This window comes from Streptomyces sp. NPDC030021 (assembly GCF_055574035.1).
The window spans coordinates 107991-132017 of record NZ_JBVIAH010000022.1 but is presented as its reverse complement, the minus strand read 5'-3'; the positions used below and the strand labels follow the sequence as shown (position 1 = coordinate 132017).

Annotated in this window: 23 protein-coding genes and 4 pseudogenes; 15 read left to right on the top strand and 12 right to left on the bottom strand. The window is 70.9% G+C overall.

Going from position 1 to position 24027, the window contains the following annotated elements; genetic code table 11:
- Positions 1-133 precede the first annotated feature (133 nt).
- The 3 genes from ACZ4YL_RS33705 to ACZ4YL_RS33695 form a co-directional block, all read right to left on the bottom strand.
- Positions 134-400, bottom strand: coding sequence for a DUF4235 domain-containing protein (locus ACZ4YL_RS33705; protein WP_468121601.1), 267 nt, complete (start codon positions 398-400; stop codon positions 134-136).
- Positions 397-771 carry a DUF3618 domain-containing protein gene (locus tag ACZ4YL_RS33700; RefSeq protein ID WP_468121600.1) on the bottom strand — a complete coding sequence of 125 codons (375 nt, stop codon included), beginning with the start codon at positions 769-771 and terminating at the stop codon, positions 397-399. The genes ACZ4YL_RS33705 and ACZ4YL_RS33700 overlap by 4 nt, the downstream gene beginning before the upstream one ends.
- A 112-nt stretch (positions 772-883) precedes the next feature.
- Complete coding sequence (locus tag ACZ4YL_RS33695; RefSeq protein ID WP_468121610.1) at positions 884-1318, bottom strand: hypothetical protein; 435 nt, start codon at positions 1316-1318, stop codon at positions 884-886.
- On the opposite strand from ACZ4YL_RS33695, the pseudogene ACZ4YL_RS33690 reads away from it, so the two are divergent.
- The 4 genes and pseudogenes from ACZ4YL_RS33690 to ACZ4YL_RS33675 all read left to right on the top strand — a co-directional run.
- A pseudogene (locus tag ACZ4YL_RS33690) lies at positions 1269-1577 on the top strand (hypothetical protein); the annotation flags it as partial. The gene ACZ4YL_RS33695 and the pseudogene ACZ4YL_RS33690 sit on opposite strands and share 50 nt — an antisense overlap.
- A gap of 255 nt (positions 1578-1832) precedes the next feature.
- Positions 1833-2300, top strand: coding sequence for a hemerythrin domain-containing protein (locus ACZ4YL_RS33685; RefSeq protein ID WP_389795446.1), 468 nt, complete (start codon positions 1833-1835; stop codon positions 2298-2300).
- A gap of 136 nt (positions 2301-2436) precedes the next feature.
- The gene (locus ACZ4YL_RS33680; RefSeq protein ID WP_468121599.1) at positions 2437-3018 is read left to right on the top strand and encodes a DUF2231 domain-containing protein; all 582 of its coding nucleotides are present in this window, start codon (positions 2437-2439) and stop codon (positions 3016-3018) included.
- A gap of 349 nt (positions 3019-3367) precedes the next feature.
- The gene (locus ACZ4YL_RS33675) at positions 3368-3736 is read left to right on the top strand and encodes a PRC-barrel domain-containing protein (protein ID WP_468121598.1); all 369 of its coding nucleotides are present in this window, start codon (positions 3368-3370) and stop codon (positions 3734-3736) included.
- A 136-nt stretch (positions 3737-3872) separates the two neighbouring features.
- Here ACZ4YL_RS33675 and ACZ4YL_RS33670 read toward each other — a convergent pair whose 3' ends face one another.
- Complete coding sequence (locus ACZ4YL_RS33670; protein WP_468121597.1) at positions 3873-4751, bottom strand: helix-turn-helix domain-containing protein; 879 nt, start codon at positions 4749-4751, stop codon at positions 3873-3875.
- Positions 4752-5132: 381 nt separating this feature from the next.
- Between ACZ4YL_RS33670 and ACZ4YL_RS33665 the strand changes: the two genes are divergently transcribed.
- From ACZ4YL_RS33665 to ACZ4YL_RS33645, 5 genes are all read left to right on the top strand, one after another.
- Complete coding sequence (locus tag ACZ4YL_RS33665) at positions 5133-5489, top strand: PRC-barrel domain-containing protein (protein ID WP_468121596.1); 357 nt, start codon at positions 5133-5135, stop codon at positions 5487-5489.
- Between the two features lie 28 nt (positions 5490-5517).
- The gene (locus ACZ4YL_RS33660) at positions 5518-5691 is read left to right on the top strand and encodes a hypothetical protein (protein ID WP_314250792.1); all 174 of its coding nucleotides are present in this window, start codon (positions 5518-5520) and stop codon (positions 5689-5691) included.
- Positions 5692-6333: 642 nt separating this feature from the next.
- Positions 6334-7635 carry an ice-binding family protein gene (locus ACZ4YL_RS33655; RefSeq protein ID WP_468121595.1) on the top strand — a complete coding sequence of 434 codons (1302 nt, stop codon included), beginning with the start codon at positions 6334-6336 and terminating at the stop codon, positions 7633-7635.
- Between the two features lie 163 nt (positions 7636-7798).
- Entirely contained in the window at positions 7799-8491 is a 693-nt protein-coding gene (locus tag ACZ4YL_RS33650) for a DUF5819 family protein (protein ID WP_468121594.1), read from the top strand.
- Positions 8481-9659, top strand: coding sequence for an HTTM domain-containing protein (locus ACZ4YL_RS33645; RefSeq protein WP_468121593.1), 1179 nt, complete (start codon positions 8481-8483; stop codon positions 9657-9659). Before ACZ4YL_RS33650 ends, ACZ4YL_RS33645 begins: the two co-directional genes overlap by 11 nt.
- 67 nt (positions 9660-9726) lie before the next feature.
- Here ACZ4YL_RS33645 and ACZ4YL_RS33640 read toward each other — a convergent pair whose 3' ends face one another.
- The 4 genes and pseudogenes from ACZ4YL_RS33640 to ACZ4YL_RS33625 all read right to left on the bottom strand — a co-directional run.
- Positions 9727-10458 (bottom strand): hypothetical protein, encoded by a 732-nt coding sequence (locus ACZ4YL_RS33640; protein WP_468121592.1) that lies wholly within the window; start codon positions 10456-10458, stop codon positions 9727-9729.
- Entirely contained in the window at positions 10455-10982 is a 528-nt protein-coding gene (locus tag ACZ4YL_RS33635; RefSeq protein ID WP_468121591.1) for a SigE family RNA polymerase sigma factor, read from the bottom strand. The genes ACZ4YL_RS33640 and ACZ4YL_RS33635 overlap by 4 nt, the downstream gene beginning before the upstream one ends.
- 125 nt (positions 10983-11107) lie before the next feature.
- Positions 11108-12040, bottom strand: a pseudogene (locus tag ACZ4YL_RS33630) (pectinesterase family protein); the annotation flags it as partial.
- 120 nt (positions 12041-12160) lie between these two features.
- Positions 12161-13486, bottom strand: a pseudogene (locus ACZ4YL_RS33625) (pectate lyase family protein); the annotation flags it as partial.
- A gap of 157 nt (positions 13487-13643) precedes the next feature.
- Here ACZ4YL_RS33625 and ACZ4YL_RS33620 point away from each other — a divergent pair.
- The 5 genes and pseudogenes from ACZ4YL_RS33620 to ACZ4YL_RS33600 form a co-directional block, all read left to right on the top strand.
- Positions 13644-13988, top strand: a pseudogene (locus ACZ4YL_RS33620) (phospholipase D-like domain-containing protein); the annotation flags it as partial.
- A gap of 97 nt (positions 13989-14085) precedes the next feature.
- Positions 14086-15066, top strand: a complete 981-nt coding sequence (locus tag ACZ4YL_RS33615; protein ID WP_468121590.1) for a GlxA family transcriptional regulator — start codon at positions 14086-14088, stop codon at positions 15064-15066.
- A gap of 104 nt (positions 15067-15170) precedes the next feature.
- Positions 15171-15920: an MBL fold metallo-hydrolase gene (locus ACZ4YL_RS33610; RefSeq protein ID WP_468121589.1), complete on the top strand. Its 750-nt coding sequence runs from the start codon at positions 15171-15173 to the stop codon at positions 15918-15920.
- 218 nt (positions 15921-16138) lie between these two features.
- Positions 16139-16402, top strand: coding sequence for a hypothetical protein (locus ACZ4YL_RS33605; protein WP_468121588.1), 264 nt, complete (start codon positions 16139-16141; stop codon positions 16400-16402).
- A gap of 16 nt (positions 16403-16418) precedes the next feature.
- The gene (locus tag ACZ4YL_RS33600) at positions 16419-17171 is read left to right on the top strand and encodes a class I SAM-dependent methyltransferase (RefSeq protein ID WP_468121587.1); all 753 of its coding nucleotides are present in this window, start codon (positions 16419-16421) and stop codon (positions 17169-17171) included.
- Between the two features lie 66 nt (positions 17172-17237).
- On the opposite strand, the gene ACZ4YL_RS33595 is transcribed toward ACZ4YL_RS33600, so the two are convergent.
- From ACZ4YL_RS33595 to ACZ4YL_RS33585, 3 genes are all read right to left on the bottom strand, one after another.
- The gene (locus ACZ4YL_RS33595; protein ID WP_468121586.1) at positions 17238-17972 is read right to left on the bottom strand and encodes a translation initiation factor IF-2; all 735 of its coding nucleotides are present in this window, start codon (positions 17970-17972) and stop codon (positions 17238-17240) included.
- A gap of 286 nt (positions 17973-18258) precedes the next feature.
- Positions 18259-19986 carry a thiamine pyrophosphate-dependent enzyme gene (locus ACZ4YL_RS33590; RefSeq protein WP_468121585.1) on the bottom strand — a complete coding sequence of 576 codons (1728 nt, stop codon included), beginning with the start codon at positions 19984-19986 and terminating at the stop codon, positions 18259-18261.
- 35 nt (positions 19987-20021) lie between these two features.
- Positions 20022-21659, bottom strand: a complete 1638-nt coding sequence (locus ACZ4YL_RS33585; RefSeq protein WP_468121584.1) for an FMN-binding glutamate synthase family protein — start codon at positions 21657-21659, stop codon at positions 20022-20024.
- Between the two features lie 194 nt (positions 21660-21853).
- Between ACZ4YL_RS33585 and ACZ4YL_RS33580 the strand changes: the two genes are divergently transcribed.
- Positions 21854-22048 carry a hypothetical protein gene (locus ACZ4YL_RS33580; RefSeq protein WP_468121583.1) on the top strand — a complete coding sequence of 65 codons (195 nt, stop codon included), beginning with the start codon at positions 21854-21856 and terminating at the stop codon, positions 22046-22048.
- A gap of 258 nt (positions 22049-22306) precedes the next feature.
- Here the strand turns inward: ACZ4YL_RS33580 and ACZ4YL_RS33575 are convergent, their stop codons facing one another.
- A complete protein-coding gene (locus ACZ4YL_RS33575) occupies positions 22307-24007 on the bottom strand; it encodes a SulP family inorganic anion transporter (RefSeq protein ID WP_468121582.1) in 1701 nt (566 codons plus the stop codon).
- Positions 24008-24027 lie beyond the last annotated feature (20 nt).

Here is a 24027-nt window from a genome sequence, read left to right as displayed (position 1 = left end):
CCCGGAATTCCCGGCAGGGAACGGGCGGCGGTCGTCGGAGCGGGCGCGCCCCTCATCGGAAGCTGCGCCTCCCCGTCACCGAGGCGCCGCACGGCCCTGCCCGGTGGTGTGGACGTGCAGGTCGGCGCGGGGGTCAGCCCGGCCAGGTGCCCGTCACTCGTCGTGTGGCCACGGCGCCCGAGCGGTCGACAGCGGCCTTGACTACGGCGAAGATCGCGCCCTGGATGGCGGCGGCGATCAGGATCTGCTTCCAGGAGCGGTATTCGTCGGTGGCGCTGGGAGCGTCGCCTTCTCCTTCGACGATCTTCCAGACCTGTTTGAACGCCGCCCCCGCGATCATGCCGCTGACAGCTCCCAGGGCCAGACCCACCGGCCTGTAAGCGACCTCGGACGCTTTCATCGGCTTCGGCGGCCGCGCCGCACCAGCAGGAGGACGACCAGAGCCGCGCCGGCCACGAGCAGCGGCTTGCGGTTGGCGCGTGCCACGCTCGCGGCCCGGCCCGCCTTGTCCAGAACCGGCTCGGGCGTCGTGTCCTTGACCAGCTGCGCCGCATGCTGGGTCTTCGTACGGATCCGGTCGGCGACCACGCCGGCCTTTTCGGCGGCCTGTTCCTTCATGGCGGCCGTCTTCTCTTTCGCCTGCGCTGTGATGCCGGCCTTGTCCGCCGGCGCCTCGATGGTCTGCCCGAGTCCGTCGCGGGTGCGCTCGACCTGCTCGCGCAGCTCGTCGGGGGTGGGTGTGCCGATATCGGTTCGGGGTTCGTTCGTCATCGGAACGCTTTCTCCTTGATCTCGGCCGGATCGGCCTTGACGCTGTCGATGGTCTGCTCCGGGAAGGGGTGCCCCGGCCTCGGGGACCCCTCTTACGATGCGTACGCCGTTGTCATGGCGCGCCTACCCGGTAAACGAACGAGCACCCACGCCACGAGCAGTTGCTTCTGCGCAGGCGGCGCGGTTGTGCGATCACCGCTCCATGCGGCGGCGGTCCAGCCGGTTGAACGCGGCGCGCACCGTCTCTGCGGCCTCGCTGCTCCCTCTTCGGCCGCCGGCGCGCCTGGACCGCGTCCTCGATCGCCAGGCGGTGCAGGCCCAGTTGCTCGGCCGGCTGCCCGAGCTCGCCCTCGGCCGGGTCGACCAGTCGTACCCAGCCGAACTCGCCGTCGCCCAGCCCGCGCAACCGCTTCAGCACCCGTCGGCAGGCCTCGTCGGCCAGGCCGCACTCGACGGTCTCCGACCGGCCCGACCGCTCCTCGTACACCACGCATTCCATGCGCCGGAACCCTGATTTCATGCGCGGCCACGGACCGCTGGCGGTCATGCCTCCGGTGGATGCTGCAGGCGGGATGAGACCGGCGTCGCCCTACTGGCCGGAGTGCCCCAGGCCGACGCGGACGCGTACGGGGCCCGCGACGCCGAGGCCGGCACTGCCCAGACCCCCGAAGCGCGTCCTGCTGCTCCTCACCGAGGCGTACCGGCACGGCAACGCCATCGGCGGCTGGAACGGCGCGGAGCGGCTCCTCGAAACCGTCGGCATCACGGCAGGCGAACCGGGCATCGCCGTCGCCGACAGCGGCAGCGCGGTCGTGGCCGCCCCCGCGACGGCGCTGGGCGAGCACCGGGCCTGGGACCGGTTCCCCGCCGCCCTCTGCCCCGTGCCGGGGCCGGGGTCTCCCGAGGGTCCCCCGGCAGCCTGGAGAGGCGTCAGCGTTCGGCGTAGGGAAGGTCGCCTGTACGGGGCATCCCGCCCGGCGAACAGTGTCACCACCACCCCACCGGGTACACGGGGTCAGGGCGGTCGGCCGCGCCCCCGATGGACGATCGAAGGAGACCTGGTGGACGGGATCGTACTGCTCAAGGAAGACCACAAGACGGTCGAGAAGCTGTTCAAGCAGTTCGAGAAGGCCGGCGACAACGCGCACGCCACGAAGCGGAAGATCGCCGACCAGGTGATCGAGGAACTCACCACGCACACCTGGATCGAGGAGAAGATCTTCTACCCCGCTGCCCGCGAGGCCGACCCCGACACCAAGGACCACGTCCTCGAAAGCATCGAGGAGCACCACGTCGTGCTGTGGATGCTCTCCGAACTCAAGGGTCTCGACGCGAGCGACGAGCGGTTCGACGCCAAGATGACGGTCCTCATGGAAAACGTCCGCCACCACGTCGAGGAAGAGGAGAAGGAGTGGTTCCCCGAGGTCCGCAAGGCGATGGGCCGCAACCGCCTCACCGAACTCGGCGAACAGATGGAAGCGGCGAAGAAGACCGCCCCGTCCGATCCCTTGGCCGTCCCCAGCGCATGACCTCTCCAGCCGTCCGGACAGCCGGGATCCGAGGACATGGACACGCCCGCGCGACCGCCCCGGCGGGAGGCTGGTCGTTCGGGTGCCAGTGGGGACCGGGCCGAGATCCCGGCGTGACACCGGGTAGGGGTCGAGTATGAACTCACACACCCACGACGCCTCGGCCGTGACCGGGCGGACCGCAGTACCCGGCACTGCCTCGACCCGGTGGCTGACCGCGCTGGACCGGCTCGAACGGACCACGGTGGCCGATCCGGCGATCAGGGTGCTCCAGCGGGGCATCCGCGCGCTACCCCTGGGCGGGATGCGTGATCTGCTGCGCGGCAGGCCGCTCGGGCACCCTCTGCATCCCGTACTGGTGCAGGTACCCATCGGATGCTGGCTCTCGTCCGCCGTGCTGGACGTCGTACCCGGGACGCAGCGTGCGAGCAAGACCCTCACCGCCGTCGGACTGGCCGGGATCGCCCCGGCAGCGGTGGCCGGCTGGGTCGACTGGGCGGACCTGCCTCCCGAACAGGCCCGGGTCGGCCTGGCCCACGCGGCCTCGAACGCGGCCGCGGTGGCCTGCTACGCCGTGTCCCTGACGTCGCGGCTGCGCGGCCGCCCGGCGAAGGGCCGGCTGTGGTCCCTCGGCGGGCTGGCCGCCGTCGCGGTCACCGGCGCCCTGGGCGGGCACGTGGCCCATCGCCGGACGGTCGGGGGGTACCCGGCAACGTGAGTGACACCGGCCGTGCGCGCACGACCGGCTCCGGCCCTGCGCCCATGAGCCCCGGGGCGGCAGCTGCGCCCAGGGGGCGGGGCCGCCCCCTGCCCCCGGGCTCCCGCCCGACGGCGGTGGCGGCCGCCGGTATCGCTGGTAGCCGGTCGACGACCGCGCAGCCCAGGCACTGCATGGCGGTGACCGTCCCGGTCCCGCATTCGATCCGGGTGCGTGAAGCGGTGAAAGCAGGGCAGGCGAAGTCCAGGCGGCACGCAGTACATCCGCCGAGCTCGACGTACGGAACAAGGAGGATCGGCGGAGAAGCATTTCCCCGCCGTCCCCCATTGACCGGAGGAGTTGTTTTCGCGTGACTGAACATGTGTGGAGTTACCAGCCGACCGCGGGCCACCTGGCCGGTACGGACCTGACCGGCTACAAGGTCGAGGCGACCGACGGGAACATCGGCAAGGTCGACAAGCACTCCGACGAGGTCGGTGACGCCTACCTGGTCGTGGACACCGGCGTATGGATCTTCGGCAAGGAGGTCCTGCTGCCGGCGAGCACGGTCGTCAGGATCGACCCCGAGGACAGGAAGGTCTTCGTCGCCGGCACCAGGGAACAGATCAAGGCCGCCCCCGAGTTCCACCGGGACAAGCACCTCGGCGACGCCGGCTACCGGGAAGAGCTGGGCACCTACTACGGTGCCGGCGCCCCCTTCGGCGGCCGCCCCGCCTGATCCCGGCGGCCCGAATCCGAGCGAGCCCGCACCCCCGGACGGGGGTGCGGGCTCGCTGAGTCACAGGGGTCTCGATTCTCCGGAGCACCGGAACCGTCTCGTGTGTGGGGTTCTGAGTCTGCGGCCGGTGCGGCGATCACGGCCGGGCGGGCAGCGCTGCGGCGGGCGGCAGCGCCTCGGCGGCGCGGGTGATGAAGCGGCGGGTGTCCTCCGGGTTCAGGGCCTGAGTCTGAAGGTGGTCGAACATGGCGCTGTAGTGCCGCACGTCGGATCGTTTCTCCAGGTAGAGGTCGCTGGTGAACCGCTCCAGATACACCGTCCCCGTGGCGGTGTCCGGGAAGTCGAGGATGGAGAACTGTCCAGAGATTCCGGGATGGGCTCCCGCGCTGTGCGGGAGGACCTGCACGGTGATGTGCGGCTGCTCGCCGAGGAGGTTCAGGTACTCGAGTTGTTCGCGCATGATCTCGGGGCTGCCGACCACACGGCGCAGTGCCGATTCGTCCAGCACGACCCTTAAGAGGAAGGGCCGGGCCGGGTGGTGGGCGCGCGACTGACGGCGCAGCCGCACCTCAAGGCGCACGGCGATCTGTTCCTCCGTGGCCAGAGGGATCGTTTCCGCGGTGACTGCCGCCACGTAGCCGGGTGTCTGCAGCAGGCCGGGGATCACCAGGGGTTCGTAGGAGCGGACGGACGCGGCTGCCGTCTCCAGGCCGATGTAGACGGCGTACGGGACTTCCCCGCAGGCGACCCACCAGCCCTGCCGGTTCGACTCCCTGGCCATCTCCATCAAGGCGTCGACGACTTGCTGGTCTGTGACCCCGTAGAGGCCGCACAGGTCCCGCACATCGCGCGGGCTGATCCCGCGCCGGCCGGTCTCCAAGTGGCTGACCTTGGGCTGGGAGATCAACAGGTGCTCGGCCACCTGCGTACTGGTCAGGCCACGCGCCAGACGGAGCCGGCGCAGCTCCGCGCCCAGCCGGCGTCGTCTGACGGTCGGGTTTCCGCTCACATCCACGGGCGGTCTACCTCCGGCTCGGGACTGACTACCAGCCACAGAACTTGCCGCGGCCGGGCCCGGGTGAACGCATGCGCCGCGGAATGATGATCAACGGGCCCCGCTGTCGAGTGTCACGCGGCGCGAGCGCAGCCGCGTGCACAGCCCGAGCAGAATTCACCCGAATACCACGGCCCTCCACCCATCCGCCGGAATCGAGTGCTTATCTGCCAAATACCGTGCGTGGGGACGTCGCCAGGGGTCCGGCGGCCGTGCGGCTCACGCGGTCGTCCTCGCCGTATGACGTTGCGGGGTGTCCGGGCTGGTGCGGGCGGGCTTTGCAGGGCAGGCTGACAAGTACAACGTCTGCCGGCGCATCGTTGCGGGAAAGGGGCGCTCGGGATGATCGGGATCGCGGATATCCGGGAGTGGCGTACCCACGATGTTGTCGATGCCGCAGGCCACAAGATCGGAGTGCTGGAGGCGGTCTACGTGGACACCAGCACCGACGAGCCGGCCATGGCCACCGTCCTGGTCGGGCTGCCCACCCGCCGCCACCTGGTCTTCGTCCCGCTGGCCGGCGCGGTCGTAGGGCCCGGCTACGTCAAGGTCGATCACGACAGGTCGCTGGTGAAGAAGTGCCCGGCGATCGGGACGGACGACGTCCTGCCTGCCGAGGACGAGGCTGCGGTCTTCGCGCACTACGGCCTGCCCTATCAGCCCGGCGTGAACGGCGAGCGGCAGCTCGCCCGCCGCTGACCGGCTCTTCGAGGAGGTGCCCTGCGTCATGACGCTCTTCCTGATTCTCGTCATCGTCGCGATCGTGCTGGGCCTCATCGGCGCCGTCGCCGAAGGGCTGTTCTATCTGCTGATCATCGGCATCGTGGTGTTCATCGGCGCCCTGGTGTACCTGGTCCTGCACATCCGGCGTTCCGGCCGGCACCACCGCACGCTCCGCTGAGAGCCCTCCGGGGATTCGGGTACCGGCCTCTGCCGGGCAGCGGCGGGGCGGCGGGGACGATGGTCCTCTTCTCCCTCTCGACGTATGGGGTGAGGGCTTGGATGCCGCGTCGGGCGGTGCGCGAGCTGGACCACCGGGTGTGCCGGGGATGAAAAGCCGTCGGAAGTCACCTGCGGATGAACTCGCACTCGATCCGACGGAAACCGACATCGCTCACCGATTCGACAAGGCCGGTGTTCGGGCCCGCGCAAGAAAGGGAGCGTAAACGCTCCCGATCAGAGCCATTTGGAATGACGGAAGATCGATCGGCGCGCCCACCCTCCGGCAAGCTCGTGAAATCACCCTCCTGGCGGCACCTCTCACGCGTGGCGGGTTTGAATGCATTTCCATATGAGCGACTCCGCCTCGTGTGAGTTAATTCGGACCCATGCGGCAGGGGAACTATCACATGATAGACGCGGCGAGTTCTGATATTTTCATCGCGCTTCACGGTGCTGAATATGTTTGTAATTCCCCCCCTTCCCCTTGCCTGTTTTTGACAGGTGATTGTTGCTGCGTAATATGCGGCGACAACGAAAAGGCTTCCCGGGCGATCGGTAGGAGCCCGGTATGCCACGGCCCCCATAGGAAGTGGCCCCCTCGATGAAGCTGAAAATCCGTGCGGCTCAGCGCCGCCCCTTTTCCGGCTGGCTGGCCTCGGCCGTCGCCGCAACGGTTGCCGGTGTCATGGTTGCCGGCTTGCCGACGCAGGCCCTGGCCATCGCGACAGCCGTGCCGCTGGGTACCACCGCCAGCTATTCTGTTCTGGCAGGTCAGGGAGTCACCAACACCGGTCCCACGGTGATCGACCACGACCTCGGGACGCACCCGAACCCGGCCATCACCGGGTTCCCGCCCGGCCTCGTGCTCGGTGCCGTGCACCCTGCGGATGCCCAGGCCCTCCAGGCCAAGAGCGATCTGATCATCGCGTACAACAACGCGGCCGGCCAGGCCGAGGACTTCGACCTTCCGGCGGCCATCGGCTCGGGAACGTCCGGCCCCACAGAGCTGATTCCGGGCGTCTACACGAGAGACCCCGCCGGCAGTGTCGGACTCACCGGCGACCTGGTCCTGAATGCCGGGGGGAACCCCAACGCGGTCTGGGTGTTCCAGATTCCTGCAGCCCTGACGACGGCGACCTCCAGTCGCATCCTCCTCACGAACGGCGCTTCGCCGTGCAACGTGTTCTGGCAGATCGGGAGTTCGGCGGAGCTCAACACCAACACCACCTTCGTGGGCACCATCATGGCGCTGACCTCGATCTTCCTGCGAACGGGAACGAACATCGAGGGCCGGGCGCTGGCGCGTAACGGCGAGGTGACGATGGACAGCAACAGGATCTTCCTGGGCGGGTGCTCCACCGGCGGCACGACCACCGGAACGACCACCGGAACGACGACCGGGACCACCACCGGCACGACGACCGGCACGACCACCGGCACGACCACCGGCACGACCGCCGGAACGCCGACCCCCGGATCGACGACCGGTACGACCGTGGGTCTGATCAGTGGCGGCCTCCTGGGCGGACCGATCGTCGAACTCGTATCCGGCGGCACCTCGGGGAACATCGCCGGCAACACCTCCGGAAACACCGCGGGCAACACGGCCGGGAACACGACCGGCGGCAACACGACCGGCGGGAACGTCACCGGCGGGCACGGCGGTCAGCCCGGCGGACCGGAACACGGCGGACCGGGCGGACCGGACCACGGCGGCCTGGAGCACCACGGGCCGGAGCACGGCGGGCCGGGCAACGGGCACGACGAGGGACCCGGTAAGCCGGACCACGGCCACGGCCACGACCACGGCGGGAAGCCCGGCGACCACTACGGCTACGGCGACAAGCCTGCGGGCCACGAGAGTCACGAGGGGCACGAGGGGCACCAAGGCCACGAGGGCTAGGCAGCAGGCTGCACGAAGCCCGTTCATCGGATGACGGCGCGCGGCGGGATCCTCATCGAATCCGCCGCGCGCCGTAGGTGAGAGTCGCAGAGACCTCAGGCGAACAGCAGACACGAGAAAGACCGGGTGGGCCGCGGTGTCGAGCGGAATTGAATGTACGGGCGTGAAGGAACTTCATCAGTCCGATTCCGGTCCGGTCCCCCAACAACATCATGACGAAGCCGCCACGCCGGGCAAGCCGCCCATAAGAGTGCGCGCAATGAAAGCAGGGCTGCGCACCGCCGTAGCCCTCTGCCTGGTGACGACACTGGTCCATGTCGTCCTGGTGTTCCTTCATGTGGCCCCCGCCAACCCTGTATCGAAGCGCTACGGCTCGCAGGTCAACGGGTGGGTATACCCGCTCTTCGAACAGAACTGGCGGCTCTTCGCCCCGGACCCCGACTCCTGCAACCGGAAAATCCTGGCGAGAACCGCACACACCGACTCCAAAGGATCGGTGCAGGTGACCCCCTGGTTCGACCTGGCTGCCGTGGACCATTCCGCAGTCGACCACAATGTATTTCCGAGCCATACGTCCCAGAACCTTCTGCGCCGCGCCTGGACCTCTTATGTCGAGACACATGGAGGAAGCGACACGGCACGCTCGGAACGCGCCGTGATGCTGCAGACGTACCTGCGCAACATCGCCGCGGACCGCGTCGGCGCCCACAACGACGGCGGCACTTTCGACTTCATTCAGCTCCGGGTCGTCACACTGCCCGTCGCTGCGCCCGGCACAGCGGCCGGGAACCGCCCGCCGGCACCCACCGAGGACCGGCTCCTGCCCTGGTGGAAGGTGACCTCCCATGGGAAATGAACAGATTCCCCAGCCCCCTTCCACGGCAGCCACGCCGCACCGGCCTGCGGCCCAGGAGACTTCGGTCGCCGGCACGGCCCACCGGTGGCTCCTCGACCGGATCGGCGCGCTGTGGGCGCTTCTCACCGACCGGCCCGTCTCCCTGTACGCCGCGTCGGTTCTGCGCATCGGCTACGGGCTGCTCTACCTGGTCTTCCTGCTGCGCGAGTTCCCGCACCGTGACGAGATCTGGGGCCCCGGCTCCCCCTGGACACCGGCGCTGGCACAGCAGCTCTTCGACCAGACGGGCTGGAACAGCATCCTGATCCTGTCCGACAGCCGCGCCTACTTCGAACTCTGCTACGTGATGGCCCTCGTCACGTCCGCGCTGTTCATGCTGGGCTGGCGGACCCGCGCCGTGTCCGTCCTCTTCGCCGTCGTAGTGAGCTCGTTCCATGCCAGATCGATCTTCATGACGGACGGGGGCGACAATCTGATCCTGCTGATGGCCCTCTACCTCGTCCTCACCGCGTGCGGTCGGCGCTGGTCCCTGGACGCACGCAGGAACCGGCTCAAGGCAGCCCGTACGGGGGACGCGCCGGAGCCGGTGAGGAGCTTCTCCGCACAGCAGTTCCACGATGCCCGCACCACCTTGACGACGGTGGTGCACAACTGCGGCATCCTCGTCATCGCGGCACAGGTCTGCTTCCTCTACGGATCGGCCGGCCTGTACAAGGTCCAGGGCCCGACCTGGGGCGGCGGCACCGCTCTCCACTACGCGCTGAACCTCGAACTCTTCCAGCCCTGGCCCGCGCTCTCCCACCTCGTGGACGAGTACCCGATGGTGATCGCGATCGCCGGCTACGTGACGGTGCTCTTGCAGGTCGCCTTCCCGTTCGTGCTCTTCGGCAGGCTCAAGTACCCCGTTCTGACCGTGCTGCTGGGCATGCACATCGGCATCGCAGTGCTCCTGGGACTGCCTCTCTTCTCCGGCGCGATGATCGTTGCGGACGCCGTGTTCCTTCCCGACCGCTTCTACTCCCTCCTGCCTCGCCTGTGGCGACGCGCAGCACGGCGTACAGGGGTGTGGCGGCCGGCACCCGGCCAAGCGGCGGGATCCGCATCGGTACCTCCGCAGGGCAGGCCGGGCGAAACCAGCCGGGTGTGGAGCGGGCAGGCTCAGCGGTGATCGTCCGCTGCTGCTCGGCGCCCGCCCGCACCCCCACCTGCCCGCAACGGCGGGGCGTGGACGCGGCCTACGCGAACCCGCCCCATACGGCGGCGCCGCTCTGCGCGGCACCGGCAGTGGCGTCGATCCGGTACCTGTCGTCCTTCGCATCGCGTCCGCCGGTGGCGTGGTCGTACTGGCCGGCGAAGACGTGCTCGCCGGGCGGGACGGTCCTGCCGGGTTTGAGGGTCCACCGGTAGACGAGGAAGCCACCTTCCCGGCGGGTGGAGAGGTCGAAGTCCGCGGCGGGGCGGGTCCGCCAGCTACCGGTGTCCTTCACCCCCTCGGTGAGGGCGATGCGCAGCTCGACGACGAGCGCGGTGAGCGGTGTCCCCGCCTTGAGGGTGACGTTGCTCTGTGCCCAGTAGGCGTTGCTGTGGGGGTCGACGGAGCCGTCGGCCCACAGTGGACCGTCCTCGGTCCGGCTGCCCGCGGCCGTCGGTGGCACCGCGCGGCCGACGGCGGACGGGCCGGCTGACGGGCCGGCTGACGGGGCGGCGGCGGACGGGTTCCGAGGCGGGTCCGGGTATTGCACGGCGGCCACCACCATGAGGGCGCTCGCCGTCAGGGTTCCCGCGGTGGCCAGGGTCGCGAGGACGATCTTCGGCCAGGACAGGGCGCGGATGCGCTCGCGGTCCCGCGATCGGCGGGCGGTGCCGGGACGTGCCATGCCGCGCTCGACCCGGGCCAGCATGCGGGCCCGGTCGGGCAGGTGGGCTTCGGTGCTCTCGCGCAGCAGGCCGCGCAGTTCGTCGGTCACCGGCTTCCCCTTCCCACCAGCTCGCCGGCCGCCCGCGTACCGAGCAACCGCTGCAGTTCCGCCGTCCCCTTCGAGGTCTGGCTCTTCACCGTACCCACCGATATCCCGAGCGCCGCCGCGGTGTCCTTCTCCGAGAGGTCGAAGGCGTACCGCAGTACCACGCAGGCGCGTTTGCGGAACGGCAGGGTGTCCAGCGCGGCCCGTACGTCCATGACGGCGGCCAGGTCCGGGCCGTCGGTCCGCTCCGGGCGGTGCGACCAGAACAGCAGGACGCGCCGCCGCTCGCGTACCGTGCTCCGGATCCGGCTGCGGGCAAGGTTGGCGACGATTCCGCGGGCGTAGGCAGCCGCGGAGTCGGCACGGCGAGCCCTGTCCCAGCGGTGCCAGAGCGCGACCATCGCGTCCGCGGCAAGGTCGTCGGCGGCGTCCGCCTCCCCGGTCAGCAGGTACGCCAGGCGGGAGAGTTCGGCGTGATGGCGTTCGAAGAATGCGTGGAACTCCGCGGCCGCCTCATCTTGGGTCATGGCCTCGGTACGGCCTCTCGGTGCGACGGCGGCGTTCTCAGGCAGGTGCCGGAGCGTAGCAGTCCGTTCGAGCGTTCGTTCGGACGCTTCGGTTCGCCCGGGCCTGGTCCGCACGGTGACGCCCATCAGTCCGTCGGGTTCCAGCCGTCGGTGCCGGCCAGGTAGGTGCGGGCGGTGTGGGCTGCGGCCCGGTCCGGGCCGAGCTGGGGCCGGTTCGCTCCGGTTCCGGCGCCGGGGCCGGTGTTGGCGTACTCGGCGAACCGGGCGGACTTCCAGGAGAAGCCCCCCATGTCGGTCCACGGCCCCTCGGTCTTCACGGCTGCGGGCAGGCTCGTGTTGCGGATGACCAGCTGGCCGACCGCGCTCGCGCCCGGGTGCCAGGGGCGGCCGAGGTAGTAGGTCCCGGGCCGGGCGGGGCTGCTGATCGTGCTGTCGGTGATGAGGATGCCGTACGGCTTGGCCGCATCGGTGTTCGGCGCGGCGAGGTATCCGCCCGGTCCGCCGGCCGCGGCGCCCCGGTCGCGCAGGGTGAAGTTGACGTGGTCGTAGACGGCGGTGGCGTTGCCGAAGACGAAGTCGACGTCCCCCGCGACGAAGCAGTGACGGAAGTACTGCCTGTACTGGCCGGTGGCGGAGGGAGCCCAGTTGAGAACGGTGTCCTGGTGGCCGATGAAGCGCGAGTTGAGGTACCTCTGGCGGTCGCCGGCCGCGTTGACCGCCACGGCCTGCGTGTCCCTGACGTCCGGGTGGGCCGACCTCTCCCACGTGTTCTCGACCGTCACGCCTGTGACGGTGATGTCGTTCGCCGAGAAGGTCGCGGTGGCACTGCCCGCGGTTCCGTACGTACCGCCTCCGGGCTTGGGCGTGCCGGAGGCGTTGTCGTAGGTGATGACGACGTCCTCGGCGTTGCCGGTGACACCCTTGAGGGTCAGTCCGTGCTTGGAGGCGGGAACGTTCACCATCTCCCGGTAGGTGCCGCGGGCGACGAGGACGGTGTCGCCCGCGGTGGCGGCGTCGACGGCGGCCTGCACGGAGCGGTGGGCCGCGGAGCCGTCGGCGGCGACCGTCAGCGTACGGCCGCCGGCCGGACCGGACGGGGTGGGAGCGGACGGGGCGGGACCCTTGCCACCGGTCTCGGTGAGGACTCCGGCGCCCGCTTTCCCCGCTTTCCCCGCTTTCCCCGCCGTCCCCGTCAGCTTCGCCGGCAGTCCGGCGGCGGGTTCCAGTCCGGCGGTGAGGGTGGGCCGCCAGCCGACGGTGGCCTTGATCTTCTTCCCGGGATTGGCCGAGTTGTGGGCGGCGACCAGGTCCACGGGGGCGCCGCCGACGAGGTTGCCGCTGCCCGCGATGGCTCCGGTGCCGTCGCCGCTGAGCAGCTGGGAGGTCTTCCGGTCGGAGGAGAGCTTCCAGTAGTTGTTCTGCGCGACGACCTGGGCGCCGGCACGGGAGTTGACGCTGTAGCTGTGCGCGTAGCCCTCCGAGGCCGTGGTGTCGTAGTAGTTGTCGTACAGGTGGATCTGGCCCACGCGGGCGAGGGGGGCGCGCTGGACGATGCCCCGGAAGACGTTGTGGTGGAGCGTCACCCGCAGTTTGGTGTCCTTGTCGCTGCTGCCGATCAGCATCGTCTTGTCGTGGTTGCTGAACGTGTTGTATCCGACGGTGACCAGGTCGGAGGCGTTGGTGATGTCGAGGGCGCCGTCATGGACCTGGTACTCGCGGCCGAAGCGGACCGGGTTGGCGGAGTCCGGGTGCGGGGCGTCGGAGAAGCTGTTGTGGTCGACCCAGACATGGGTGGCGCCGCGCAGGCTGACGGCGTCGTAGGCGGAGTTCCAGTTGCCGGTGGAGCCGTCGGTCGGGTCCCACTGCGGGAAGCAGTCCCGGACGTCGGTGAGCGACAGGTTGCGGATGATCACGTTGTCGGCGTTCTTCACCACGAGGCTGCCGCCGGTGATGCCCGCTCCGGTGCCGGGCACGCCTATGACCGTGGTCCGCGCCGGCACGGTGAACACCATGCGGGCGGCCTGCCTGGCCTGGGCCGCGCGGCGGGCGTCCTCCTGGGCGCCGGACGGCACCTTGGCACGGCCCCAGACGGCGGGATCGTAGGCCTTGAGGTAGGAGTCGAGCGAATAGCCGGTGCCCGCGGCGTGGTCGGCGCAGCTCTGCGGCTTCCCGCTGTCGTCGGTGTCGGCGTCGATCAGGCCCTTGACCCGGACGATCCGCGGGGCGTCGGCCGGGCCCGCGGCCAGGGCTCTCACCAGTTCGGCGCGGGTGGAGACGGTGAAGACGTGAGCTGCGTCCGCGGCACGGCCGCCGGTGGTGCCCGAGCCGCTCGCGGCCCAGCCGTCCCGGGCGGGCAGCACGCCGTGGGCGAGGTCGGCGGGTGCCACGGCGTCGGCCTTCACGACGAGCGGCACGGCGCCGAGACCGGCGGCGACCAGGGTGGCCGCTCCGGCCAGGGCGAGCCTTCGACGTCCGGTGGGGCGGCGGTGTGGGGAAGCGGACATGGGCGGTGGCTCCTTGGGGTGAGGTGCACTGTTCACCCCTCAGTTGCCACCGGAGCCCGAAAGGTTGCCGGGCACCCGCCGAAATCCTCTCCATGACGTTGGCCTCCGGTCACACCTCCCGAACGGGCACCTCCTACGGCACCCGCGCCGTCAGGGACGCCAGTTCGCCCAGGCGTTGGCGGACCGGGCTCCGCGCGGGCGTCCGGGTGCGGCTGCCTCTGGACGGCTTCGGCAGCCGGCTCGTCGAGCAGGACCTGCTCGATCTGATGGACCGAGGAATGGTGCGGCAACGCCCGCAACGAGAACGAGTGGCGCGACCGCCCACGTCCGGCTGCGCGGCCCCGCCGTGGACGGCGTTGCCGCCGCCTTCGCACAGAACTGGGCCGAGTGCCACGACGCCCTCTTCGACGACCGCGACCGCTTCACCGAGCACGCACCGCAGGGCGGGGCAGTGGTGCAGGTGGTCCGGGGGGCGGCCGGTATCGGCTGGCAGGAGTTGAGGCCGGCTCGTGGCGCCCCCGCGCCCGGACGGCCCGATGGCCGGATCTGAGACAACCTCGTCATTGCGGACGCCAGGGCAGGGGCGCGAGGATCGGTGCATGCCCGCACCCCACCGCGTCGTCATCGTCGCCTTCCCCGGCGTGGAGCTCCTGGACATCACAGGTCCCGCCGAGGTGTTCTCGGTCGCGTCCCGGGTCTCCCAGGGAGGGTTCCCCGGCTACTCCGTCCAGGTCGCCACGGAGGACGGCGGTCCGGTGGCCACCTCCAGCGGCCTGCGGGTCCACTCCGACCTGCGGCTGGACGAGGTGACCGGCCGCGTCGACACCCTCCTGGTGTCCGGGGCGGTCGCCCACCCCGAGGGGGGTGGAGTCCGGGCCGTCGTCGATCCGGTGGTCACCGGCTGGCTCCGTACGGCGGCACCGCGGGCGGGGCGTACCGGATCGGTGTGCGCCGGCGCCCATCTGCTGGCCGCGGCCGGCCTGCTGGACGGCCGGACCGCCACCACCCACTGGCTCACGGCGGCGCAACTGGCCGCCGCGCATCCCGAGGTCGACGTGGACCCCGATCCGATCTTCATCCGGTCCGGTTCGGTGTGGACCTGTGCCGGGATCACCTCGGGGATGGACATGGCACTGGCGATGGTGGCCGAGGACCACGGTCAGGCCCTCGCGCTCGCCACCGCGCGCATGATGGTCATGTACGTCAAACGCTCAGGCGGCCAGAGCCAGTTCAGCGTGCCCCTCTCCGTCCCGGCGCCCACTGACGACCGCATCGGCGAGCTCCGTCAGTGGATCACCGAACACCCCGGCGCGGACCTCTCCGCCGAGGCTCTCGCCCAGCGCCTCAGCCTCAGCACGCGGCACTTCTCACGGCTCTTCGCGCAGCGCACCGGCACCACGCCCGCCGCCTACGTGGAGTCGGCCCGGCTGGAGGCCGCGCGGCGCCTCCTCGAGGAGAGCGACGCCGGTCTGCCGCAGGTGGCCGCCGCCAGCGGCCTCGGCTCCCTGCAGACCCTCCACCGGTGCTTCCAACGGCACCTGGGGACAACCCCCGCCGCATACCGCCGCCGCTTCCGCTGAAGCCGGCGCGCCCCTTACCGCCCACCCTCACTGCCCGCCGGCCCTGTCCGCGGCCGGCGGAAGCCGGGGCATGCCCGCGCCCGGCCCGTACACGAAAGGCCATCATGTCCGGCACGAAGATCATTCCGATTCCGGTGCTCGGCAAGCACGCGGTCAACGCCTACCTGCTGCTGGGCCGACGCCCCGTCCTCGTCGACGCCGGTACGCCGGGCAGCGGACGCCTCGTTCACGACCGGATCGCCGCTCACGGAGTGGACCCCGCCGACCTCGCCCTGATCGTCATCACCCATGGCCACATCGACCACTTCGGCTCCGCAGCGGAACTGCACCGCCTCACGGGCGCACCCGTCGCCGGGCACATCGCCGACCTCGAACCCTTCCGTACCGGCCGGCCTCTGATGCCGTACCTCCCGACGGGGCCCATGGGTCGCCTGATGAACAGGAACAGGAAGCTCCACGTCGCGGCGGACCCGTTCGAACCCGGGATCCTGATCAGCGGCGAAACCGATCTGTCGGACTTCGGGCTGGCGGGACGGATCATGCCCACCCCGGGCCACACCGCGGGTTCCGTCTCCGTTCTCACCGATGACGGGGACCTCGTCGCCGGTGACCTCGTGGCCAACTCGTTCATGGGCCTCATCCCCGGCAAGCCGGCGAACCCGCCCTTCCATGACGACCCCCTGGGCAACCTCACGAGTCTGCGCGCCATGCTCGAACTCGGCCCCAGCCGCCTCCATGTCGGCCACGGCACTGCGCTGGACCCCGAGCGCGTCCGTCGGTGGGCGGGGCGGGAGCAACGACGGCTGTCCCGCCTCGACTCCCGGGGGCGCCTCCGAAGGCGTACGAAGAGCTGACACGGGGATGCTCGCCGGCGGCCCGGCTCCTCGGGGCCCCCGGCCGGGCAGGCGGAAGGCCATCCGGTGGGATCCGCGCCGGCGCAACATCCTCTGCGGGCGTCGCACGAGGAAGAGACCATGGATGCGGACGCCTACGGCATCCCCGGCATCCACCAGCGCGCACTCGGCCGGTACCCGCCGGTGCGAACGGCGACCGAGCGAAACCCGGAGGCGGCATGACGGTCACCCTGCTCACCCTCTCGATCGTCGTGGCCGCCTTGGTGATCAGGACCGCGGTCGCGGAGCTCCGCGTACCCGGGAGCGGACGAAGGCAGTGGGCCTTCCTGACCGACCGGCGCGCATGGGCGATCGGAACCGGAACAGCCGCGGCGCTCGGCATCTTCGGGTGGGCCACAGCGGGCCCCACCGCTGCGGTCTGGGCAGTAGTCGCAGGTCTCCTCGTCGCCTCGCTCACCCGTGCCGGAGAGGGGGACGACTGAACGGCGGGCCCCGGACGTGTGCGCGCTGGGCCCCTACCGCACACACCTCCTCGCCGCGGCCGGCGTATCCGCCGCCGACCATGTGATGGACATCGGCTGCGGCACCGGCGAGATCACCCGCGACGTCGCGCGGCAGGCGAGCAACGGCCTCGCACTGGGCGTGGACCTGTCGGCCGCGATGCTGCGGGTCGCCCGGCAGCGAGCGGCGGACGAGGGGCTGCACCACGCCGACTTCATGCAGGCGGACGCCCAGGTCCATGCGTTCTCCCCCGCAACGTTCGACGTGGCCGTCAGCCGCACGGGGACCATGTTCTTCGCCGACCCGGTCGCCGCGTTCCGCAACATCGGCGGGGCGCTGCGCCCGGGCGGACGCCTCGTGCAGCTGGTCTGGCAACCGCCGACGGGCAACGAGTGGCTCCTCTCCTTCGCTCGGGCCCTGGCCGCCGGACGGCCGTTGCCCGCTCCCCCGCCCGACGCGCCCGGGCCGTTCTCGCTGGCCGATCCCGCACGCGTACGGACCGTTCTCGGCGCCGCGGGTTTCACGGAGATCCTGCTGGAGCCGCACGGCGAGGCGATGTGGTTCGGCCAGGACGCGGCCGACGCGGAGCGGTTCGTGCTCGGGCTGCACGGCTGGATGCTCGACGGCCTCGATGCCGAAGGCCGGCGTCGTGCTGTCGACGACCTGAGAACCACCCTCACCGCCCACGAGACCGACGACGGCGTCCTGTACGCCTCGGCAGCCTGGATCATCCGGGCGACCCGCCCGTGACGCACCCGGCGGGCGGACGCGGCGGGGAAGGTGCGGGCGGTTGTCCGCCGGAGCCGGGCACCCCGTTCAGTGCGGTGACGGTTTCGGGTCCAGGGCGTTGCCGACGGTGCAGCCGCCTTCCCCGGGCATCCGGTGGATCCGGGGCGGCACCCACACATCGGTCGCGCCGGGACGCACTCGGGCCAAAAGGCAATCCTGCGCATCGAAGCCGTTGCCCTTCACCGACAGGAGAACGCCGACCCGGCCGCCGTCCGCCTTCACCTCGGTACGGATCGCCGGATCCAGGTCCAGGGAGGCGAGCGCACTGCGTACGTCGGCCTCGTCCACCCGGCCGCCCTCCGGCACCCGGGGAAGTTCCGCGCGGAGCTCCTCGTACGGCAGCCGGGGCGGTTCGGGTGGCGGGACGAAGGTCAGCGGAGGACCATCCGGGCAGTCCACGTCACGGGGATCCTCACTCCACTCCGACTCGGGCGAGACCCGCAACGCGAAACAGCGCCGCACGACGATTTCCTCAGGGGCGAGCCATCCCTTGCGCCCCGGGCCGGACGTGCGGACGACCACGTCGACGCCGTCCCCGTCGTGTGTCGAGGTACCCGTCACCCGCATCACTTCCACCCCGTCGATGCGGGAAGCGGAGAGCCCGACCTCCTCCGCCGTGCGCGGACGCTGCCCGTAGAGCCGCTGGCCCGCCTTCCTGGCCACCTCCCGTGCGGCGTCCGTCGCCTCGCCTTCGGCGGACGGCACCACTGCGCAGCCAACGGTGAACAGCAACAGCGGGGCGAGCAGCAGCAGTCGGCGCATGCGTCCACCCTTCCGGCGCCATGCGCGGCGGCCAACCGCTCGCGTACTCAGACCGGCTTAGGTGTTCGTACTCAGACGGTGCGGCGCTCAGGGTCCGAGCCTGCTGACAGGCACGGGACTCCTGGTCGCCGGGCACGGGGAGCGGCCCGGACTCGTCGAGTCGGGCCCGTCCCGCATGGCGCGTCAGGCGAACGGGCCGCCGAACGGGCCGACGGGGCCGTAGTAGAGGGCCAGCTGCTCGCGGATCGCGGGCGTTCCGTGGTCGGCCGGCGTCCTGCTGTGGCCGTCAGCCTTCACGGCCCGGCAGGAGCTCCTTGGCCTTGGCCACGGCGAAACCCCAACCCTGCGCCACGGTCGGTTTGCCGGGCACGGCCACTTCCTCCGGGTTGGTGAGGACGTCCAGCAGGACCGGCCCCGGCGTCTCGAAGGCCCGGCGCACGCCCTCGTGGAGCTCGGCCGGGTCGGTGACCCGGATCCCCGTCAGGCCGAGGGCCGTGGCGACCGCGGCGAAGTCGGGATTGTCGAGTTCCGTGCCGAATTCCGGCAGGCCCGCCTGCTCCTGTTCCAGCTTGACCATGCCCAGGCGGCGGTTGTCGAAGACGACGAGCTTCACCGGCAGCCGGTACGTCTTGATGGTCATGAGGTCGCCTAGCAGCATGCTCAGCCCGCCGTCCCCGCAGAGCGCGACGATCTGCCGGTCTGGCGCCCACAGCTGGGCACCGAGGGCCTGGGGCATGGCGTTGGCCATCGAGCCGAGGTTGTACGAGCCGATCAGGCGGCGGTCGCCGCGCATGGTGACGAAGCGGGAGAGCCAGACGGTGGCCATGCCGGTGTCGGAGGTGAAGACGGCGTCGGCGTCGGCGTAGGCGTCCACCGCCGCGGCCAGCGCCTCCGGGCGGATGGCGTGCTCGCGGTTGTCCAGGACGGCCCGCAGCTTCCCGGTCCAGCGATGCTCGTGCGCGGGGTCGGCCAGCCGCTGCTGTCCCTCCTGCCACTGGAGGAAACGCTCCCGGGCGTCGTCGAGGTGCGCACGGTCGGGGACCGCCTTCAACAGCGGCAGCAGGGCCCGCAGCGTGGCGCCGACGTCGCCGGCCAGACCCACGTCCACGGGGGTGCGGCGTCCCAGGTGGTCCTCGCGGGAGTCGACCTGGATCACCTTGACGTCCTTCGGGTACCACTCCCGGTAAGGGAAGTCGGTCCCCAGCATGAAGAGCACGTCCCCGCTGTCGAGCGCGTGGGCGGCGGCGGGGTTGCCGATGAGGCCGGTCTGGCCCACCTGGAAGGCGTTGTCGTCCTCGAAGCCCTCTTTCGCCTTCAGTGTGAGCACCATGGGCGCCGCCAGCAGTTCGGCGGTCCGCAGGACCTCGGTACGGGCCTCGCGGGCGCCCTGGCCGACGAGGAGGGTCACCCGGGACGCGGCGTTCAGCAGCTCGGCGGCCCGGGCGAGGGCCGGGTCGTCGGGCCGGGTGACGGCGCGGTCCAGGGCGAACCGCGTGGGCCTGTCGTCGCTCAGCTCCTGATCGCCCAGGTCGCCGGGGACGGTCAGGACGGCCACTCCGCCCTGGGTCACGGCGGCGCGTACGGCCGATTCGAGCAGGCGCGGCATCTGGTCCGGGGAGGTGACGGTGGCCCGGTGGACGGCGACGTCGCGGAAGAGCAGGTCGTTGTCGACCTCCTGGAAGTAGTCGCTGCCGATCTCGGCGAGGGGGACCTGGCCGCAGATGGCCAGGACGGGCGTGCGGCTCTTGGCGGCGTCGTAGAGGCCGTTGAGCAGGTGCACGGATCCAGGTCCCACCGTGCCCATGCACACCCCGAGGGTCCCGGAGAGCTGGGACTGCGCCGAGGCGGCGAAGGCCGCGGCCTCCTCGTGCCGGCAGCCGACCCAGTTCAGGCCGGCGGATGTGCGGATGGCGTCGGTCAGCGGGTTCAGGGCGTCTCCGACGACGCCGAAGACGTGCTGGACGCCGAGTTCCTCGAGTGCGTCGACGATGACGTGGGCGACGGTGCGTGCCACGGGCCTGCCCTTCGTTTGCCGGTTCAGCGGGTGGTTCAGCGGGTGGAGTGGGTGAAGTCGGTGAAGCGGTCGGGGTCGGCCGCCTTCCAGTCGGCTGCCCAGCTTTCGGGCGGCGAAGCGAGCAGTTCTCCGGGGGCGAGCCAGGCGTACAGTTCGGCGTACGAGCGGACGGTGTGCGGGTCCACCCGCTGGAGCAGCATGTGGGGGCGCAGCCCGCGCGCGTCGTCGACGCCCATGGCCGCCATGATCTGCAGCGCGCTCTTGACGGTCGCCTCCTGGTAGCGCCGTACGCGCTGCGCCTTGTCACCGACGTCCAGGGCCCGGGCGCGCCGCTCGTCCTGGGTGGCGACCCCGACGGGGCAGGTGTTGGTGTGGCAGCGCTGGGCCTGGATGCAGCCGATCGCGAACATCATGGCGCGGGCCGAGTTGGTGTAGTCGGCGCCTTGGACCAGGCGTTTGACGAGGTCGCTTCCCGTGGCGATCTTTCCGGAGGCTCCGATCCGGATGCGGTCGCGCAGCCCGGAGCCGACGAGGGCGTTGTGGACGGTCATCAGGCCGTCCCCGAGCGGCAGGCCGACGTGATCGGCGAACTCCAGGGGTGCCGCGCCCGTTCCGCCCTCCGCCCCGTCGACGACGATGAAGTCGGGGGTGACGTCCGCCTCCCGCATGGCCTTGCACACCGCGAGGAACTCTCGGCGCGAGCCGACGCACAGCTTGAACCCCACGGGCTTGCCGCCGGCGAGCTCCCGCATGCGGGCCAGGAAGCGCACCAGCTCGCGCGGGGTGGAGTACACGCGGTGGAACGGCGGCGAGACGACGGTCTCCCCCTGCGGCACCCCGCGCACCTGCGCGATCTCCGCGTTCACCTTGGCACCGGGCAGGACACCGCCGATGCCCGGCTTGGCGCCCTGACTGATCTTCAGCGACACGCATTTGACCTGCGGGTACGCAGCCTTCTCGGCGAACTGCCGCTCGTCGAAGCCCCCGTCGCCGGTTCGGCACCCGAAGTATCCGGTGCCGATCTCCCATATGAGGTCTCCGCCGGGGCGCCGGTGGTACTCGGACACGCCGCCTTCGCCGGTGTCGTGGGCGAAACCGCCCAGCTGCGCCCCGGTGTTGAGGGCGAGGACGGCGTTGGCGGACAGGGAGCCGAAGCTCATCGCCGAGACGTTGAGCAGGGACATGTCGTACGGCTCGGTGCAGTCGGGTCCGCCGACCCGGACCCGGGGCGGATCGGCCCGTACCGGGTGCGGGGCCATGGTCGGCGTGAGGTATTCGCTGCCGGGCCGGAGGAGGTCGAGCTCGGTGCCGAACGGCTCCTCTGCGTCGGTGCCCTTGGCCCGCCCGTAGACGATGCTGCGGGTGTCACGGTCGAAGGGGCTGCCGTCGATGTTCCGCTCGATGAAGTACTGCTGGATCTCCGGCCGCAGCGCCTCCAGAGCGAACCGGAGATGACCGAGCAGGGGGTAGTTCCGCAGGACGGAATGCCGGCGTTGCAGGAGGTCGTACGAGGCCACCAGGACGAGCAGCAGTAACGGACCGGCCAGGGCCCACCACCAGGGCGAGAGGAGGACGGCGCCGACCGCGGCGAGCGCCGCTGCGGCGCCGGGCAGGATCAGGGTAAGTGTCTTCAGCACGCCCCGCTTGTGTCCCGAAGACCGCGCGCCAAGCATTCCCGGGGGTGCCGGGGTCGCGCCCGCGCGTGGGAGGCGTGGACGTTCCCGCCCCTGCCCGCGGGGAGGAGCTGACACAGGAGGTCCGGGTTCCCGCCGTTGCTCCGCGGCGCAGCGAAATCCTGCCGGAGCAGCCACTCATGATCCGGCCCGCACGGGGAACACGGCCGTCACCGACCGAAAGGGGCATGGACATGCTCGGCATCACCGCCGCAGTGCTGTTCTTCATGGCGTTCCTCATCAATGCCGCCACCATCAGCACCAACGAAGTGTTCAGCTCCACCAACTTCATGCTGATCGGTCTCGCCGCGCTCGCGCTCCACGTCGCCGGCGTCGGCCACGGGTGGGCGGCCCGCGAACGGGGCCGGGGCCGGGGCCGTAGGCGCTGACCCCATGGCACCGCCCACCCGGCCGTGCGCTCCGCGACGGGCGTGCTGCACGCGAAGGATCCGCCCTCGGCGAAGTCGTACACGTACGAGCCCATGCCTGCCACCGGCCTCTTCGGCGATACCCCCGGTCACGGGGCACCGATCGCGTACCAGGACCGACGTTGCAGCTGCCGCGCGGCCCCTCTCCTCCCACGCTGCGCTCCCCGGCTCGGTCACCAGCAGGGCCGGACGGCCCTTTTCGGGGACGGCAAGTCCTGCTCATTCCGCCTCGAACCCTGCCCCGCGGCTCCAGGCCCGATAGGCCTCAAGAGCCGTGGGCAGGGTCGGATAGATGCGGTCGGCGCCCACCGAGGCGGTCAGGCCGTAGGCATCCAGGTCCTCGCGGAGTTCCTGTTTGACCCTGGCCAGGGCGAGGACGATGCCCCGGTCCTTGAGTTCCTGACGGAGTGCGTCCACGGCGTCCAGCGCCGTGATGTCCACCTCCACGTTCGCCTCGGTGTTGAGGACGAACCATCGCGTCGGAGAGCCCTGCCCGTCGACCGTTGTCAGGGCACGACTGCGGAAGTTCTCCGCGTTGGCGAAGAACAGCGGCGAGTCGTAGCGGTAGATCACCAGCCCCGGAACCGTCTGCGCCGTCGGGTAGTCGTCCACGTCGTGCATGCCGGCGAGCCCGGGCACCATGCCTTCCACGGCGTCGTGCGGGCGGGCCACCCGGGCCAACAGCTCGACGACGGACAGAGCCACGGCGACGAGGACTCCGTACAGGATGTCGAGGGCCAGAACGCCCAGGAGGCAGCCGAGTGCCAGAAGCAGTTCGCGTCGCCGGAAGGCCGCGAGGCGCCGGAACTCGCCCACTTCGACGAGGCGGACGGCGGCGTAGACGACGATGGCGCCGAGAACGGCGCTCGGGGTGTGGGCCAGGAGTGGCCCCAGGAAGAGGAGGACCATCAGTACCGCGAGTGCGGCGACCAGCGAGTAGGCCTGGCTCCGCGCCTTCGCGGACCGGGCCAGGGCGGTGCGGCTTGCGCTGCTGCTGACGGGGAACCCGTGCATGAGCCCCGCCCCCAGGTTCGCCGCCCCCAGGCCCAGCAGCTCACGATTGGAGTCGAGCGGGAGCGGGTCACCCCGGTCGGCGAAGGCCCGGGCGGTGAGGATCACGTCCGAGTAGCCGACGAGGAGGACGCCCAGCGCCGGGATCACCAGCTGCGGAAGGTCACCGGGGGACGGCAGCGCGGGCACCGGCAGCCCGGAGGGTACGGAGCCGATCACGGCGATCCCGTAGCGGTCGTCCAGCCCGGATGCCGCCACCAGGGCTGTGGCAACGACAAGGACGAGCAGGGGGCGCGGAACCAGCCGCCAGTATCTCGGTGCCACCAGGAGCAGGACGAGGACAGCGGCGGCCAGCACGGCGGTCGGCCGGTGAACGTGCGAGACGTTGAGGGCGAAGGTGTACAGCTGTGAGAAGAAGCCGGAGCCGGTGGCTCGCACTCCGGTGAGCCGGGGCAGCTGGTCGACGATCATGATCAGTGCGACACCGGCGAGGTAGCCGACGAGCACGGGCCGTGAGAGCAGGTCGGCGAGGAACCCGAGGCGTACGGCCCAGGCGGCCAGCGACACCAGGCCGACGACCACGGCGAGGCCCGCCGCGAGCACCGCGTACCGGCCCGGGTCCCCTCCTGCGAGCGGCCCCACGGCGACGGCCGTCATCAGCGCGGTGGTCGACTCGGGTCCCACCGACAGCAGCCGCGAGGACCCGGTCAAGGCGTAGAGCACCATGGCCGGCAGCACGGCCCAGAGCCCCGCGACCGGCGGCAGCCCGGCCACCCCCGCATAGGCCATGACCTGGGGCACCAGATATGCGGCAACGGTGATTCCGGCCAGTGCGTCCCGGCCGAGCCACGACCGGCGGTACCCCTGGAGACCGAGAGGCAGCGGGGACGGCTTTCCACGTGCGGACATCGCGCTCCTCGCTGACGGTG